This window comes from Pseudocitrobacter faecalis, assembly GCF_965231525.1.
GTDB lineage: Bacteria > Pseudomonadota > Gammaproteobacteria > Enterobacterales > Enterobacteriaceae > Pseudocitrobacter > Pseudocitrobacter faecalis.
Genome location: NZ_CBDDNJ010000002.1, coordinates 1,902,482 through 1,918,318, shown reverse-complemented (window position 1 = coordinate 1,918,318; position 15,837 = coordinate 1,902,482). Strand labels below are relative to the sequence as shown.

The window sequence follows — 15,837 nt, the reverse complement described above, 5'->3', positions numbered from 1 at the left end:
CTTAATTGATTTTCGTTTTCGAAAAATCACTGCCCATCAGGCTGACGCTGTAGCCCGTCACGTTACTGCGTGTCGCGTAGAACGTTTTACCATTCGCCAGCGCAATCCACGGCGCTTGCTGGTAATAAATCTCCTGCGCCTGACCATAGAGCGCGGCGCGCTTGGCCGGATCGCTTGCAAGCAGTGCTTTTTTCACGATGCCATCATACTCTTTATTACACCAGCGCGCGGCATTGGAACCGGATTTAATACTGCTACATCCCAGCAGCGTACCGGCAAAGTTATCCGGATCGCCATTGTCCGACATCCAGCCAAACAGCGCCGTATCGTGCTCGCCTTTGCGCATTCCGGAGAGATATTCGCCCCACTCATACGACACAATTTTGGCTTTTACCCCCACTTTCGCCCAATCGCTTTGGATCATCTCCGCGATACGACGCGAGTTCGGATTATAAGGGCGCTGCACCGGCATCGACCATAAGGTGGCCTCAAAGCCTTTCTCCAGCCCCGCCTGCTTCAGCAGCGCTTTCGCTTTTTCCGGGTCGTAATTGTAGTCCTTCAGATTTTTGTCAAAGCCCAGCATATTTGGTGGAATCGGTGACTTCGCGACCGTACCGGAATCCAAAAATACGGCTTTAATAATGGCCTGCTTATCGGTGGCGTAGTTTAGCGCCTGGCGCACCAGCACATTATCAAACGGTTTTTTTTCGGTATTAAATGCCAGATAACCCACGTTCAGCGCATCGACTTTATGCAGGATCAGATCTTTATTTTTGTTAATTTCGTCGAACTGGACTGGCGATGGCGCAGGGATAATCTGGCACTCGTTGGTTTGCAGTTTCGCCAGGCGCGTTTGGACATTTGGCGTAATTGAGAAAATAAGATGTTTGGTCGGGACTTCACCATCCCAGTAGTTCGGATTGGCAACGTAGCGAATGAGCGAATCCACTTTATACTGTTGCAGCGCATAAGGCCCGGTGCCAATCGGCCAGTTATCAACGTTTTCCGGCGTGCCTTTTTTCAGCATCGCATCGGCATATTCAGCGGAAAGAATCGATGCGAAATCCATGCCCCAGTCAGCGAGAAACGCGGCATTAGGTTCGTTAAGAACAAACTGAACGTGATAATCATCGACCTTTTTCACCTCTTTAATCAGTGAATCCAGGCCCACATCATGGAAGTATTCATAACTGCCCTGCGAGACGTTATGGTACGGATGATCGGCGTCTTTCTGGCGCAGTACGGAGAACACCACATCATCAGCGTTAAAGTCGCGGGTGGGTTTGAAGAATTTATTACTGTTGAATTTCACCCCCTGACGCAGGGTAAACGTATAGGTCAGCCCGTCCGGTGAAATTTTCCACTCAGTTGCCAGCGACGGAATCGGCGTATTTTTCACCGGATCAAAATTGATTAAACGGTTATACAGCACCTGTGAACTGGCAACAAAGGACGGGCCAGAACTGGCGATTTGCGGGTTAAAAGATTCTGGCGACGCTTCTGAGCAATAGATCAGCGTGTCGTTGTTCGCGGACCACGCCGCGCTTGCCGGTAATAATGCACTTAGCGCCAGCGCGAGAAGTGTTTTCCCTGTAGACATGGTTATAAGCCTTTCGATTTTATTATATGGGGTTTAATAACAGCACAGGGTGTCAGGACTGGCAAATAACCAATTTATCTCAGGATATGCAAAAGTCGTGGAGATTGCCGCTTTCTTCACCACCGCGATTCAATTTCACTTAATACGCCGAGAAATACCCATTTTACCCCTCTCTTTCACCCTTTGTGGCCATGCCCTATTGCGTAGAGTAACGGTGTGAAGAAGTCTAAAGGGCAATAATGTGGCAAAAACTCTTTTACGCAGCGGGAATCTCGATGATTTTCAGGCGGTGGGCGGCGGCGGACAGGTCGTGTTTGATTCGGCGAATCAGGTGCGCGAAGCCCTGCGCCTGCGTAAACAATTCGCCGTATGCGACAGTCTGGCAATCCCCCAGTTAAATGATGATGGCGACCGCGTTGACTGGTATTCGCCTGTTGAGGGTACAATTGTAAGCTGGAAGGCCGCCAGCACGGCGCAGCGCGAAGGTGCCCTGCGTTATCTTGATGCTCTTCAACAAACGGTGTGGACACTCTCTGGCAACTGTCAGCAATCAGGCAAACCAGCGCAACAACTCTTCGGTGCACTGCTGGAAAACACATTACAGTTTCCGGGTGAGAATCACCTTTTTCTGGTAAATGACAAACCGGTGATTTGCTTCTGGGGCTTTGTGAACCTTAACGAAAGCGCGCGTGACGATGCATTCGCCTGCCTGCGTATCGCTGAGTGTGAGCCGCGCATTGAACATATTCCTACCGAAGAAGCGCCAACAGAACCGAAGCCAGCCTTTGCACAGGCCGATATTCCGCTGCTTGACGACCCCGCGTCGGCCTGCGAAGAGGCCCCCACGTCTCATCGCGCCACCGCGCCGCGTGACCGCTGGCGCTGGGCGCTGCCCCTCGCGGCGGCAATCATCGTGGCAGCCGTTGCATCGCTATTCTGGCCATCAGCGCCAACGCCTGCACTGGCGCACACCCCCGCATCCGTAATACCGCCATTGCCGACGCTAACCCCCACTCTGCCCTTACAGTTAGCCAGCCATACGGAACAGCCTGCCCCTGTTAAAGACATTGTGCTGGCTCCGATTGCTAAAGATGCGCTGGTCATGGAGTCCAACCAGGTTCGCGCCGGCACTACACGTTTCCTGAATGGCAACTGGCGGCTTTTACTTGACATGAAAAATGCCCCGTCGCTGCGCTATCAGATTGAAAACAACAAAGGTACCACCCGTCTGGTGCACGGCGACAATGTTATCTGCCGGGTGGCACTGTTCGCCGGGCTGCACCAGAACGGCGAGCTGCTGATTAAAAGCCGGGGTACGGCACGCTGTAGCGATGGAACGCGTTTCCCGATGCCAGAGATTAGCTGCAAAGCGGACAGCTTTGATGTGGCCGCCTGTATCGCGCGTTATAGCGCGGACAAAGTTGTGCCTGTCACCTTTAAGAAAACCGGAGCCTGACGATGCTGGTCACTCTTTGCGACTATAAACAAAGCGTTACGCTGATTGCCGACAGCGGCGTGCAGTTTCTTGATTTTGGCTTAACGCCGCAAAGCTCGCCGGGTGTCGGCCGCTTTGTGCGTAAAACCGCCAATGGCCCGTTGCTGCGATTGAACTGGGATGCCGCCCATCTGCGCTATACGCTGGCGGGTGATGCCCTGCATCAACCCGAAGTGGTTAAACCGGAGAGCACACTGGATTTACACCACTCGCTAGACCTGCTGAATGGCGTATGGCTGCCCCTGGCTTTTTTACGTTTTAACCCGCCACGCACCTTCGTTGAGGGGCCAGACAACTGGGCTCGCGTGCAAATTCGCAAGCTTGCGACGCCCGATAGCGCCGGTAATAGCCATCGCGTGACGTTAGCTTTCGATACCCAGACGTGCAGCCACGACGCTGCGGCACTCGCGCCAGTAGAGAACGACGTACTGAACGGCACGCGCTTTGCGCTGGCCTGGCAGGATGACGAACTGGCCGATTTTCTCGATCAGACGTGGATCGATGGCTGGCTGCGCGAGGCCTTTATTCAGGCGATCAATCAGCATGAAGCGCGCAGTGAGCAGGATCTGGCGCAAGCCATGCGATTGTTTGAATATCAGGGTCACTGGTTGAATATTGTCGCGATGCTCGGCGAACAACTGGTCGTTCCGGAGGTCAAGTTAGTCACCACGACACTTAGCACCCCTGCTATTCCTGTTGATCTGATTCTGGATGTCGGCAATACACACACCTGCGGTGTACTGATTGAAGATCATGGCGATGCCAATGATGGACTGCGGCAGACAGCTGAAGTTCAGGTACGCTCGCTGAGTCAGCCGCAATTCTTGAATGCACCGATGTTTACCAGCCGGGTGGAGTTTGCGCAAACGCGGTTTGGCAAACAACACTTTTCCGTTGAAAGCGGCCGTGAAAACGCATTTATCTGGCCATCATTAGTTCGCGTTGGTGATGAAGCACGCATGCTGGCGATGCAGCGTAGCGGAACAGAAGGCTACAGCGGGATTTCCAGCCCCCGGCGTTATCTTTGGGATGAAACGCCAACCGTACACAGCTGGCGCTTCAGTCAGTTAAACGCTAAATCACAACGTGAACCGCTGGCGACTGCCTTCCCGCTGATGAACTTGCTGAACGACGACGGCGAACCGCTGTTCAACCTACCTCAGGATGAACGGATGCCCGTATTTACGCCGCATTACAGCCGCAGCACGCTGATGACGCATATGTTGTGTGAATTACTGGCGCAGTCGTTGGGGCAAATCAATAGCGTCGCCACCCGGCTACGCCTCGGCTTTCCGGCATCGCCCCGCCAGTTGCGAACCCTGATCCTTACCCTGCCTTCGGCGATGCCAAAGCAGGAGCGTGAAATCTTCCGCCGCAGGATGTCTGACGCGCTGGCGCTGGTGTGGAAAGCGTTAGGCTGGCATCCGCAGAATGATGAGTTTGATGCTCACCAGTGCCGGGTACCGTTGCCGCAGATTCAAATGGCGTGGGATGAAGCCAGCTGCGGCCAGCTGGTTTGGCTGTACAACGAAGCGATTGCCCATTATTCCGGGCAAACGGAGGCGCTGTTTGCTGCGCTCGCCCGTCCGGATCGCCCTGAAGATCCTGAGATTGCGCGCGAACGCACGCTACGCGTCGCTTCGATTGATTTGGGCGGGGGAACCACCGACATGGCCATTACCCAGTACCAACTGGATGATGGATCGGCCGGCAACGTCAAGATTACGCCTCGGTTGCTGTTTCGCGAAGGCTTCAAAGTGGCAGGCGACGACGTCCTGCTGGATATCATTCAGCGTTGCGTCCTCCCTGCATTGCAAATGCATCTGCAACACGCAGGCGTGAATGATGCCGCCGCGCTAATGGCGACACTTTTTGGCGATTCAGGACGTCTGGATGCGCTGGCTGTCCTGCGCCAGCAGACCACGCTGCAACTGTTTATCCCCATCGGGCATGCCATTCTCGCCGCATGGGAGCAGAGCGATAGCGCCGATCCGTTAGCCGGACTGCACGCCACCTTTGGCGAATTGCTCGACCAACCGCTCACCCACAATGTGTTGAATTACATCAATCAGGCCGTAGAGCACGCGTTACCCGCTGAAAGCAAAGCCTTTGATGTGATGTCAGTACCGCTGACGGTAACGTTCCGCGATCTGCACGAGGCCATGCTTGCAGGGGAGTTTACCCTCGCCTCGCCGCTGCACGCCCTGTGTGAAGCCATCACCCACTATACCTGCGATATCCTGCTCATTACCGGGCGACCGGGGTGTTTGCCCGGTGTACAAGCGCTGATTCGCTATTTACAGCCGGTGCCGGTTAGCCGCATGGTTTGGCTCGACCGTTACCCGGTTCATGAATGGTATCCCTTTAACCAACAGGGACGCATTGGCAATCCTAAATCCACCGCCGCGGTGGGTGCGATGCTGTGCAGCCTGGCGCTCGATTTACGCCTGCCGCACTTTAACTTTAAAGCGGCAGATATCGGGGCCTATTCCACCGTCCGCTATCTTGGCGTACTGGATAAAACGGTGAATACCCTGCGCGATGAGAATATCTGGTATCGGGAACTGGATCTCGACAAGCCTGGCGCGACGCTTGATGCGCGACTTCATTTCCCGCTGCGCGGCAGCGTTACGCTGGGCTTTCGCCAGCTTGCCAACGCACGCTGGCCTGCTACCCCGTTGTATACCCTGAGCATCAACTCACCGGAGCTTGCGAAAACCATCGCCGGTGATGGCGTATTACACGTGCGGCTAACGCTTCAGGGAGGCACGACTACGCAAGGCGCTCTCTCATTTAGCCTCAGCGATGCCTGGCTTGCCGACGGCACGCCGGTATCACCTGAGGCTCTGACGTTGAAACTTAATACCCTGGCTGACCGCCGACATCGCGGGAGCCATTACTGGATCGATAGCGGGAGCGTGTACTTAGCATGAATACAGAACAGGCGGTAATGGCATGGATTTCCACGACGCGCAAAAAGGCTCCCGGTCTGGACATGGAAGCGGATGCATTGTTGATTCATCTGCTGGGGCTTAGCGCACAAAAGCATGCGCTGGAGACAGCCCGGCAGCAACAAGGCACACTGGCGTTGTTCGGTCATTCACAGGCATCCAAAGCCTGGCTGTTGAACGCCCTGTGCGGCGATGGTGATGGTCGCTTGCCGGTAACACTGGGCGAGAAACGCCTCGACTACTTCAACCACATGAATCCGGGTCATCAACATTGCCAGATGGCACTGCGTTTTACGCATGATAATCCCTCTCCCGACGATGCTTTTCCGCTGCGTTTGCGCATACTGCGGGAGGCACAACTGGCGCAGGTACTTATTGCCCATGCAGAAAGCCATCCCTTACGGGCAGAGACGTTTCGCCAGCGTCTGGCCTTACTGCAAAACCTGCGCCAGCCGCAGATGACCGCTGCGGTTAGCGCTGAAGAAATTGTAAGTGCGGTACGTTACTGGCAGTCGCTGGTGCCCGCCGCGCAGCAGGAGATTACCGATAGCGAGTGGTATAGTTTTGTCGAACTGCTGCCGTCACTGGATCCTAACGCCAGAACTCGCGCGTGGTCACTGCTGTGGGGGGATCGTCCTGAGCTTACGCATCAGTGGCAAACGCTGTCACATGCCTTGCATTTATTGGGTCACGCGGGTGAAATTTTTGCACCGCTAAGTCTGCTGGTCGATACGTTCTTGCTGCCAGCAGAAGGCTTTTTATTCGTTGGAAACGAAGACGATCCCTCGGTTCTTGTACAACTACCCGGCCCACAAACCATCAATCTTTCTCGTGCTACGCTGGCGCTCCTGACCTTCGAGTTGGTTTTATCCAGCCCATCCGGGGTGCTCGGCGATGTCGATATCCTTGATCTACCTGTACCGCCGTTCGACGAGTCAGGCACATTGCAGGCCAGCAAGTGTCGCTGGTTGATTGAAGCCTATCGCCAACAAATGCAGCCTGATGTGTTGGTCATCTGTCACGCTACCCGCCAGCGAAGCGCCATCCCGCGTATTGCCAGAGACCTGAGCCAGTGGATCGAGGCGACTCAGCCACAACAGGACAGCGGCATGCCGGGGCTGGTATGGGCCATCACCCCTCAAGATGACCGTGACGCGCATACTGTGCAGCATGATGAAGCTATTCAGCATTTAGTGGGTAAACCAGGCCAGCGCTGGGGTACGTTACACGCCTTTGACAGCAATAGTCTGGCGCGCCTGATTGAATGGCTTGCACGCGCCACGTCAACGGCAACACGAAAGCAGCGCTTTGATACATTGGCCTTACAACACCAGCAAGCGATCCAACTGCTGATTAGCCCAATCGTAAACGGGCCGAAATATCATTCGGTACAAAGCGAATCACTGATCCGCGCGCTTCAACGCCAGGCAGCGCATCATGGCGAATTGCTGGAGGGGTTACTCCCTTCTCTCGAACATTTCGCTGGCATCGGTGAAGTACAGCATTCCCGTGAAGCCCGAGTTACCTCTCAGATCCATGTCGATGTCGATCTGTTTGCCCCCCCTGAATCGCGGACATTGCCACAGCAGCGAACGCACGACGTTGGCATACAGGCTTATCGTGTGTGGTGCCAGCATCTTCGCCACTGGAGCCGTCAGCCAGCCAGTGCTTCGAGGCTAAGATTATCCTCAGAAACCCTGCAACAGCTTTGCGATACGCTGATCGCCATCAGTCACTCACTCAGGCTGGCAGAGCGATTACGCCTCGCGGCCACTCAGCATCAGGCGAGCCCTGCGCAGCTTCGCGCCATGATAGGCAATTTTATCTGCTGGCTCGGTTATAACGAACGCAACCCCAGCGAAAGACCCGCCAGCCGGGTGGCTATCGGTCACGCCATTTTTACCAGCCCGCCTCCCCGTACTTTGCAGCGCCTGACACAGCTCGACGAGAAACCTGTACACGCCGCCAGCCGCTACGTTTACGACTGGCTGATGGCGCTTTACACCCGCGCGGGTGAATGTCGGAACGATATTTTTAACGTCCCTTCCGCCGAGCGGGTGGCGCTGCAGCAGATTCTTCAGGCGGAATGAACCCTTTTTTAGAGAGGAAACGTGTTGCCGAGTCTGCTCACACGCCGACCGACATGGCGTGTTTGTTCCGGGTTCCTGAGAAGATTGCATCCAGCGATTTCGCCAACTGGGACGGATTTTCCCAGGACATACAGTGCCCGGCATCAGAAATAATGCGCAAGGGTATACCCGCGGCGGCCACTTCATCCGCATCCGAAGCGGGAAGTGAATACGCACCGTAAATCAGCGCTTTTTCACACCTCAGCGCCAGGAAACGTGACATCCAGTCTGGCGATACGCCGTCGACCAGACTCTTCGCGGCACGCCACAATGCCCAGGGTGCCGTATTCTGCACACACCCCTTCCACGGTGTCGTTTCCGCCGCGATTAACTGGGCAAAACCGCTGGCAATAAATTCCGATTCTGTTTGTGCAGCAATCTTGCGGCTGAACATACCGCCACCGGGATAAAAATTGGGTTCGGAAACCGCGAGAGTGCGCACACGATGCCCCAGGAGATGCGCTGCTTCAATGGCGATGCTACCTCCCATGCTGTGACCATACAGATAGCAGGCCTCAATGTGCAGACCGGTAAGAAGCTCCGCGACGACCTGAGCCTGCGCGCTGACGGTGAACGAGTAATCGGTAGGTTTATCACTGTAACCACTACCGGGGAGATCAATCAGCAACGCCCGACGGTTACGGAAGGCGTCGTCAGCAACAATGCGGGGGTATTCGTAAGAAGAAGCGCAGCCGAGGCCGTGAATAAAAACAACAGGGATGCCCTGACCCGGTAAGTCATGAAAGCGTACCGTGGCACCGGCAATCATCGAGTTAAAATGCTTCATAGGTAATCTCCTGATGAACAACTGTATTTTTATACAGCTCTCCTCATGAGTTTACCAGCGAATTGTCCGAAATCAGAACAGTGAAAGCATCAGGGCAACGGGAAAACTGAACGGCCAGGTCGCGCCGATCAAAACGGTCGCCATCAGGCGAACGGTGGGGGTTTCTTTAGTCAGGAACCAGGTGATAAAAGCACATAGCGTCGCCATCACGGCGTAGAAAATCAGCATATTCTGGTACAGCGTCATCCAAATTGCCCGCATAATAAATTAACAACCGCGCGCAATATGCTATTTTTTTTGATGTAGATCAAGTTCGACTAACGGAGTACGGAAGGAGTATTCACCGTTTCGTTCCCCGCTTAATAATCATAACCACCATTTAATAGTATTGCGAAACTGATAAATGCGAACTATAAATCCTCTGGTTAACTCACAAAGGGCATCATAATGGACGTCTCAAGCAAAACCGTTGTCTTGATTAATGTCGTCGCAGCAGTGGGTCTGGCATCGTTGCTGCTCGCGCGCTTTAGCTGGCTCTCTTAAGGTTTAGCGGCAAAAAATCAAAAGCAGTGTGCTGTCTGCTTTTGATTTTTGCTACTTAACGTCCTGAAAAGTCTGCGCGATATACGGTGTTTGACGCAGGTTCCAGTGCGCCATTATCCGGATTGTACTGCGGCAGAGGATTCACCTTTTCCATATCCCATGCGGAGGCGACGCATGCTGCTTCCGCGCCACCCTGTTGTGTACATTCCACCGCGCGTTGAGCGGAAACATGGGTTCCGACACCGATAACTGCCATTAATGCAATGGCGCAAAATACCGTCTTATTCATAACTAATTTCAATACCAAATTGAATAACGGCGCGGATCCTCGCACGTTGTTCCTGATATGTCAAAACGGCGGTTCAGGATTAAAAGAGTGCAAACAGCAACGCCACGGGGAAGCTCAGCGGCCAGGTTGCACCTATAAGCAGTGCGCAAATTAAACGTATCCCCGGCTTATCGCGGGCCAGATGCCAGGTAATCAGGCCACTTACGACGCCAATTATCAGATATATCACCATCATTTTTTCAAACATCGTCATTTTTGTTCATGCCTCCGTGCTGACCGTCGCGCGTACTATGCGTTATTCCTTTACCCTGCAACTCCCGGACGATCACAAAACGGTGACACGCGCAATAACCAGGAAAAGTGCCTGTTTGATGTGCAATTAAAAGAGTCGCGGGAATGATACTTAAGCTAAATATGGACATCGCCGTCGTTTTCGTGGAGCATTCACCAAACTAATGAATTGCCGTAGAGCAAACCTGCCCCATCGCGTTACGAACTGGGTTTAATGAAGTCATGATGAGCATGAGCACTCGGTTATCTGCCAACCTGTGGAGCGTCGCTTCACGAACGCCTGGCGGAACCGGTTATTAACACGACAGATCAGCGCCGAATCAGGGAGAGAAGGCGGTTAAAATTAGCATCAATCGTGTTATTGCTATTGATTGTAGTAGCGGGCGTTGCGGACCACTATCTGACCATCGCCACTGATAGCGAAAGCGCTACGGCGCATCATCAGTTGCACGTCGATAACAGGGAATAACCTGTCGCGCCATGATAATGCCAGCCCCTGTGGGCTGGCTTTTTTACGCGCGCTTAGGGAGATTTTGCGTCAAGTTCATCAAAGACCTGCTGCGCCAGATGCATCGTGGCATTGGCCGCGGGCAGTCCGCAGTACAGCGCCGAATGCATAATCAACTCTTTGAGTTCGTCACGGGTCACACCGTTATTGAACGCGGCGCGAAGGTGCATTTTGAGCTCTGCCTCACGATTAAGCGCAATCAGCATAGCGATAGTTATCATGCTGCGCATAGGGTGATCCAGGCCGGGACGCGTCCAGATTTCGCCCCATGCGTAGCGGCTGATGAAATCCTGAAACTCGCTGTTGAACGGATTAAGGTTATCCAGCGTACGGTTCACGTGAGAATCGCCCAGCACCTTGCGCCGCACGTTCATACCCAGCTCATAATGTGATTTATCGTCCATTCTGCCCCCGAACAAAGGCCGTTAAGGCTTCTGTAAACGCAGCAGCCGCTTCGACGTTAGAGAGATGTGATGCCGCAAGGGTTATTTCCTGTGAGCCAGAAATATGTTGATGCAGGAAATCCGCATCGGCTACGGTCGTTACCGGATCGTGCTCACCGGCAATGATCAGCATGGGGACGCGAATCGCTGCCACTTCACCGCGTAAATCGGCCGCAGCCAACGCTTCACAGCACTCAGCGTAACCTTCGGCTTCCGATCGGGCGAGTTGATGCACCAGTTGCTCGACCGTTTCAGGTTCATGCTGGCGGAAGGCGCGCGTAAACCAGCGCTCCGCTGAACCAGCCGCCACCACCTCCATGCCCTCTTCCCGCACCGTACGTGCACGCGAAAGCCAGGCTGACTGTTCGCCAATTTTCGCCGCGGTATTGGCCACTGTAATGGAGATGAAGCGCTCCGGCGCAAAACGCGCCAGCCAGATGCCCGTCAGGCCGCCCATTGAGATGCCGCAAAAATGGGCTTTCGCAATATTCAGGTGATCGAGCAGCGAAATGACATCTTCGCCCAGTTGGGCGAGAGTCACTTTTCCTCGTTTCGTTGTCTGACCATGGCCGTGAGTGTCGTAACGCAGGACGCGAAACTGTTTCGTGAGCGCCGCAACCTGTGGCTCCCACATAGAAAGCGACGTGCCAAGGGAGTTCGACAGGACAATCACAGGCGCGTCTTGTGGCCCGTCAATTTGATAGTGAAGGTTCATGACACTGCTCCTTGTAACGCGCCAGTACCTGGCGCACAAAATGGTCACTGCTGCCCAGCGCGGTAGCCGGGTCAAGCAATTGCGCCAGCGTCGACGCCGAGAGATGTTGGTTTATCCGGGGATCATTTTGTAATAGTTCAATCAACGCACGATCCTGATCGATAGCCTGATGACAATGCTGTTCCACAAGATGATGGGCATCGGCTTTACCGATAAATTCCGCCAGTGCCAGCGTGACGGCTTCCGCCATAATCAGGCCGTGGGTAATCGCCAGGTCAGCACGCATTTTGGCTGCATTGACTTTCATCCCGCGCAGCAGGTATTCGCTTTGCGCGATGACCCCACCCGCTAGCGAAATCAGTTCAGGAAGGACTTCCCACTCAGCCTGCCAGCCGCCAAGCGCACGTTCATGCTGCTGTATCTGGCTGGCATAGAGCGTCGCCATTAATCCTGGTGTGCGCTGTGCCGCCGTAAGAATCGCCGCACAGCTTACCGGGTTACGTTTATGGGGCATCGCCGATGAACCGCCGCGCCCTTCGGCGATAGGCTCGCTGACTTCCGCCACTTCGGTTTGCATTAATAACGAGAAGTCGTTTGCAAATTTCGCCAGCGTGCCGCAAAGCCCAGCGTACCACGCGCCGACTTCCAGCAAGCGGTCGCGCTGGCTGTGCCACGGCGTGTCGGCAAGCGCCAGATCCAGTGTTTGCGCCAGCGCATCGCCCACCTGCGGCCCCGCGGCTTTTAGCGATGCCAGCGTGCCCGCCGCTCCGCCAAACTGAAGCACCAGTACACGTGATCGGAGCTGGGTTAACCGTTCCTGCCAGCGCAACAGCGCATCGAGGGTTCCGGCGAGCTTCAGACCGAAGGTGATGGGCAGCGCGTGCTGCATCCAGGTACGCCCCGGCATAATCGTGGTGCGATAGCGCTCGACCTGCTGCGCCAGTATGGCGGTAAGCGCCGCGAGATCGCGGTCGGTTTGCGTTAACGCCGCGCGTAATTGCAGTACCAGCCCTGTATCAATGGCATCCTGACTGGTTGCACCCCAATGTACGTAGCGAGCGGCCTCAGCATCCTGCGCTTTCACCACCTGAGTAAGCTGCTTAACCAGCGGGATCGCCAGATTACCAGCATTTGCGGCTGCCTCGGCCAGCCCCGGAAAGTCAATATTGTTAAACTGACAGGCATTAACGATAGGCTCTACCGCGGAGGCCGGAATCACACCGCACCGAGCCTGAGCCCGCGCCAGCGCGGCCTCAAACTCCAGCATCCCCTGAACCACCTGTTCATCGCTGAAAAGATGCGTTAGTGCGCCAGCGCGCAATAACGGGGTCAACAAACTCATTCCAGCTCCTTAAATGCGTTCAATGATCAGCGCAATCCCCTGACCCACACCAATACACATGGTGCACAGCGCGTAACGCCCGCCTGTCCGGCGCAGCTGGTACGCCGCCGTCATCGCCAGACGACCACCGGATGCGCCCAGCGGGTGACCCAGTGCAATCGCGCCGCCATGCGGGTTAACGTGCGCCGCATCGTCCGGCAGACCTAAATCGCGCAGCACCGCCAGCGCCTGTGCGGCAAAAGCTTCATTCAGTTCTATCACATCCATCTGACCGAGCGTTAACCCGGTTTGTGCCAAAACTTTGCGCACTGCTGGTGCCGGGCCAAATCCCATAATGCGAGGCGCAACGCCCGCCGTCGCTACGCCGACCACGCGTGCCAGCGGCTGTAAATCGTTCTGCGCCAGCGCCTGTTCGCTCGCCAGCAGGAGCGCACAGGCACCATCGTTCACGCCCGAGGCGTTTCCCGCCGTCACGGTACCGTCAACGCGAACTACGCCTTTCAGCTTCGCCAGCGCCTCCAGTGAAGTACTGCGCGGGTGCTCATCCTGGGTAAAACTCAGCGGCTCGCCTTTACGCTGCGGGATAGAAACCGCAATGAGCTCGTCGCTAAACATGCCGTTCGCCTGCGCCTGTGCGGTACGCATCTGGCTGCGTAACGCAAAGGCATCCTGATCGGCCCGCGAGATATTAAATTCCGTCGCCACGTTCTCCGCTGTTTCCGGCATCGAATCGACGCCGTAGCGTGCTTTCATCTGCGCATTGATGAATCGCCAGCCAATAGTGGTGTCTTCCATTTTCATGCTGCGGCTGAAGGCACTTTCCGCCTTGCCCATCACAAACGGCGCACGTGACATGCTCTCTACACCACCCGCAATCATCAGCTGCGTTTCACCGCTTTTAATGGCGCGCGCCGCCACACCGATGGCATCGAGGCTTGAACCACACAGACGGTTAATGGTGCTGCCCGGCACCGTTTCCGGATAACCGGCCAGCAGCAGCGCCATACGCGCCACGTTGCGGTTATCTTCCCCCGCCTGGTTAGCACAGCCGTAAATCACATCGTCGATACGCGCCGGGTCAAGGCCGCGGTTGCGTTCCAGCAGGGCTTTAAGGGGCAATGCACCGAGATCGTCCGCGCGAACGCTGGATAACGTGCCGCCGAAACGGCCAAACGGTGTCCGCACCGCATCGCAGATAAATGCTTGATTCATCATAGTTCCTTACGCGGTTTCCGCCACTTGTTCGTTGATCAGTTTGACCGGGGTGACGCGTTGTAACTCGTCAAAAGAGAGGTCATTGAAAATTTCGCGTACCACCGGGCCTTTCGCGGTAATATCAATGACGGCAAGGTCGGTATAGATACGACTAACACAGCCCACGCCGGTCAGCGGATAGGTACAGTGCTGAACCAGCTTGCACTCACCGTCGCGCGTGAGATGGTCCATCATGACAAAGACCTGACGCGCGCCGATAGCCAGATCCATCGCGCCGCCAACTGCCGGGATCGCATCCGGTGCGCCGGTGCTCCAGTTTGCGAGATCCCCGCTGGCAGAAACCTGATACGCGCCAAGTACGCAGATATCCAGATGCCCCCCGCGCATCATGGCAAATGAGTCGCCGTGATGGAAAAAGCAGCCGCCCTGCAAAAGCGTGACATACTCTTTGCCGGCATTAATCAATTCAGGATCTTCTTCGCCCGGCTGTGGTTTGGGCCCCATGCCCAGCAGGCCGTTTTCGCTGTGCAGGAAAATTTCTTTATCTGTCGGCAGATAGTTAGCAATGCGGGTCGGCAGGCCAATGCCCAGATTCACGTAAGCCCCTTCCGGGATATCCTGAGCGACGCGTTTCGCCATATCGTCACGAGACAATTTTTGCATTGGAGGCTCCTTATGCGCGCTGCGCGTGTGCGGTGAGATTTTCCAGCGAGAAGACGCGCTGTACGAAGATCCCCGGGGTGATAATGTTTTCCGGGTCCAGTTCACCGAGCGTGACCAGATTCGAGACTTCCGCTACGGTGGTTTTTGCCGCCGTAGCCATAATCGGCCCGAAATTCCGCGCCGCTTTGCGATACACCAGATTGCCCCAGCGATCCGCCTGATGGGCTTTTATCAGCGCGTAGTCCGCTTTAATCGGATATTCCAGAACATAGTGACGCCCATCGATTTCACGCGTTTCTTTGCCTTCGGCCAGCGGAGTGCCGTAGCCGGTTGGGGTAAACACCGCCCCAAGACCGGAACCTGCCGCCTGAATGCGCGCCGCCAGGTTACCCTGTGGCACCAGTTCCAGTTCAACTTTGCCACGGCGATAGAGATCATCGAAAATCTGCGAGTCGACCTGGCGCGGAAATGAGCAGATCATTTTGCGCACACGGCCCGCTTTGAGCAGCGCCGCCAGGCCAATCACACCGTTACCCGCGTTGTTGTTAATGATGGTCAGATCGCTCGCGCCCTGTTCAATCAGCGCGTCAATCAGGTAGGTCGGTTGTCCGGCGGGGCCAAAACCCCCAATCATGATGGTCGCCCCATCGGGGATCCCCGCCACGGCATCGATCAGTGTCGATACACTTTTATCAATCATCAGGTTGCTCCTTGATGTGCGGCTATCGCACTTTTATTCGTTGTTCGAACAAAATGTGACCCGGTTAACGATGTCGGTCAAGGGCGATAATCGAAATATGGTGCGATAATCGAACATCATGTATCTTTAGCGAAAGAATGTGATCGATGGCAAATAGGGAGAGAAA

At 55.2% G+C, this 15,837-nt stretch carries 15 protein-coding genes; 4 read left to right on the top strand and 11 right to left on the bottom strand.

The features are described from left to right. Position 1: 1 nt before the first annotated feature. On the bottom strand, positions 2-1,600 hold the full coding sequence (locus ACOXYR_RS09945) for an ABC transporter substrate-binding protein (RefSeq protein ID WP_421355999.1): 1,599 nt from the start codon (positions 1,598-1,600) through the stop codon (positions 2-4). A 241-nt stretch (positions 1,601-1,841) separates the two neighbouring features. On the opposite strand from ACOXYR_RS09945, the gene ACOXYR_RS09940 reads away from it, so the two are divergent. From ACOXYR_RS09940 to ACOXYR_RS09930, 3 genes are read left to right on the top strand one after another with little or no spacing between them, the layout of a single operon-like run. Then, a complete protein-coding gene (locus ACOXYR_RS09940) occupies positions 1,842-3,056 on the top strand; it encodes an SrfA family protein (protein WP_421355998.1) in 1,215 nt (404 codons plus the stop codon). 2 nt (positions 3,057-3,058) lie between these two features. Beyond that, positions 3,059-6,028, top strand: coding sequence for a virulence factor SrfB (locus ACOXYR_RS09935; protein WP_421355997.1), 2,970 nt, complete (start codon positions 3,059-3,061; stop codon positions 6,026-6,028). Then, positions 6,025-8,136, top strand: a complete 2,112-nt coding sequence (locus ACOXYR_RS09930) for a virulence factor SrfC family protein (RefSeq protein ID WP_421355996.1) — start codon at positions 6,025-6,027, stop codon at positions 8,134-8,136. The genes ACOXYR_RS09935 and ACOXYR_RS09930 overlap by 4 nt, the downstream gene beginning before the upstream one ends. 37 nt (positions 8,137-8,173) lie before the next feature. On the opposite strand, the gene ACOXYR_RS09925 is transcribed toward ACOXYR_RS09930, so the two are convergent. Together ACOXYR_RS09925 and ACOXYR_RS09920 are read right to left on the bottom strand one after the other, a co-directional pair. After that, positions 8,174-8,962 carry an alpha/beta fold hydrolase gene (locus ACOXYR_RS09925; protein ID WP_421355995.1) on the bottom strand — a complete coding sequence of 263 codons (789 nt, stop codon included), beginning with the start codon at positions 8,960-8,962 and terminating at the stop codon, positions 8,174-8,176. A gap of 72 nt (positions 8,963-9,034) precedes the next feature. Continuing rightward, entirely contained in the window at positions 9,035-9,208 is a 174-nt protein-coding gene (locus ACOXYR_RS09920; protein ID WP_071843511.1) for a GhoT/OrtT family toxin, read from the bottom strand. A gap of 201 nt (positions 9,209-9,409) precedes the next feature. Between ACOXYR_RS09920 and yncL the strand changes: the two genes are divergently transcribed. After that, a complete protein-coding gene (gene yncL / locus ACOXYR_RS09915; RefSeq protein WP_015964321.1) occupies positions 9,410-9,505 on the top strand; it encodes a stress response membrane protein YncL in 96 nt (31 codons plus the stop codon). A 55-nt stretch (positions 9,506-9,560) separates the two neighbouring features. On the opposite strand, the gene ACOXYR_RS09910 is transcribed toward yncL, so the two are convergent. The 8 genes from ACOXYR_RS09910 to ACOXYR_RS09875 form a co-directional block, all read right to left on the bottom strand. Further along, on the bottom strand, positions 9,561-9,794 hold the full coding sequence (locus tag ACOXYR_RS09910; protein ID WP_108474325.1) for a hypothetical protein: 234 nt from the start codon (positions 9,792-9,794) through the stop codon (positions 9,561-9,563). A 79-nt stretch (positions 9,795-9,873) separates the two neighbouring features. Continuing rightward, the gene (locus tag ACOXYR_RS09905; RefSeq protein ID WP_108474326.1) at positions 9,874-10,047 is read right to left on the bottom strand and encodes a GhoT/OrtT family toxin; all 174 of its coding nucleotides are present in this window, start codon (positions 10,045-10,047) and stop codon (positions 9,874-9,876) included. 560 nt (positions 10,048-10,607) lie between these two features. Further along, on the bottom strand, positions 10,608-10,997 hold the full coding sequence (pcaC, locus tag ACOXYR_RS09900; RefSeq protein ID WP_421355994.1) for a 4-carboxymuconolactone decarboxylase: 390 nt from the start codon (positions 10,995-10,997) through the stop codon (positions 10,608-10,610). Further along, complete coding sequence (gene pcaD, locus ACOXYR_RS09895) at positions 10,987-11,751, bottom strand: 3-oxoadipate enol-lactonase (protein WP_108474328.1); 765 nt, start codon at positions 11,749-11,751, stop codon at positions 10,987-10,989. The genes pcaC and pcaD overlap by 11 nt, the downstream gene beginning before the upstream one ends. Continuing rightward, positions 11,729-13,093: a 3-carboxy-cis,cis-muconate cycloisomerase gene (locus tag ACOXYR_RS09890; protein WP_421355993.1), complete on the bottom strand. Its 1,365-nt coding sequence runs from the start codon at positions 13,091-13,093 to the stop codon at positions 11,729-11,731. The genes pcaD and ACOXYR_RS09890 overlap by 23 nt, the downstream gene beginning before the upstream one ends. A gap of 9 nt (positions 13,094-13,102) precedes the next feature. Further along, positions 13,103-14,305, bottom strand: coding sequence for a 3-oxoadipyl-CoA thiolase (gene pcaF, locus ACOXYR_RS09885; RefSeq protein ID WP_421356014.1), 1,203 nt, complete (start codon positions 14,303-14,305; stop codon positions 13,103-13,105). Positions 14,306-14,314: 9 nt separating this feature from the next. Beyond that, a complete protein-coding gene (locus ACOXYR_RS09880) occupies positions 14,315-14,971 on the bottom strand; it encodes a 3-oxoacid CoA-transferase subunit B (protein WP_108474331.1) in 657 nt (218 codons plus the stop codon). A 10-nt stretch (positions 14,972-14,981) separates the two neighbouring features. After that, positions 14,982-15,671, bottom strand: a complete 690-nt coding sequence (locus tag ACOXYR_RS09875) for a 3-oxoacid CoA-transferase subunit A (RefSeq protein ID WP_421355992.1) — start codon at positions 15,669-15,671, stop codon at positions 14,982-14,984. Between the last annotated feature and the right edge of the window lie 166 nt (positions 15,672-15,837).

Bases quoted from the DNA above. Each gene is read 5' to 3' on its own strand.
- ACOXYR_RS09945 (WP_421355999.1), bottom strand. From the start codon at position 1,600: ATGTCTACAGGGAAAACACTTCTCGCGCTGGCGCTAAGTGCATTATTA.
- ACOXYR_RS09935 (WP_421355997.1), top strand. From the start codon at position 3,059: ATGCTGGTCACTCTTTGCGACTATAAACAAAGCGTTACGCTGATTGCC.
- ACOXYR_RS09930 (WP_421355996.1), top strand. From the start codon at position 6,025: ATGAATACAGAACAGGCGGTAATGGCATGGATTTCCACGACGCGCAAA.
- ACOXYR_RS09925 (WP_421355995.1), bottom strand. From the start codon at position 8,962: ATGAAGCATTTTAACTCGATGATTGCCGGTGCCACGGTACGCTTTCAT.
- ACOXYR_RS09920 (WP_071843511.1), bottom strand. From the start codon at position 9,208: ATGACGCTGTACCAGAATATGCTGATTTTCTACGCCGTGATGGCGACG.
- yncL (WP_015964321.1), top strand. From the start codon at position 9,410: ATGGACGTCTCAAGCAAAACCGTTGTCTTGATTAATGTCGTCGCAGCA.
- ACOXYR_RS09910 (WP_108474325.1), bottom strand. From the start codon at position 9,794: ATGAATAAGACGGTATTTTGCGCCATTGCATTAATGGCAGTTATCGGT.
- ACOXYR_RS09905 (WP_108474326.1), bottom strand. From the start codon at position 10,047: ATGACGATGTTTGAAAAAATGATGGTGATATATCTGATAATTGGCGTC.
- pcaC (WP_421355994.1), bottom strand. From the start codon at position 10,997: ATGGACGATAAATCACATTATGAGCTGGGTATGAACGTGCGGCGCAAG.
- pcaD (WP_108474328.1), bottom strand. From the start codon at position 11,751: ATGAACCTTCACTATCAAATTGACGGGCCACAAGACGCGCCTGTGATT.
- ACOXYR_RS09890 (WP_421355993.1), bottom strand. From the start codon at position 13,093: ATGAGTTTGTTGACCCCGTTATTGCGCGCTGGCGCACTAACGCATCTT.
- pcaF (WP_421356014.1), bottom strand. From the start codon at position 14,305: ATGAATCAAGCATTTATCTGCGATGCGGTGCGGACACCGTTTGGCCGT.
- ACOXYR_RS09880 (WP_108474331.1), bottom strand. From the start codon at position 14,971: ATGCAAAAATTGTCTCGTGACGATATGGCGAAACGCGTCGCTCAGGAT.
- ACOXYR_RS09875 (WP_421355992.1), bottom strand. From the start codon at position 15,671: ATGATTGATAAAAGTGTATCGACACTGATCGATGCCGTGGCGGGGATC.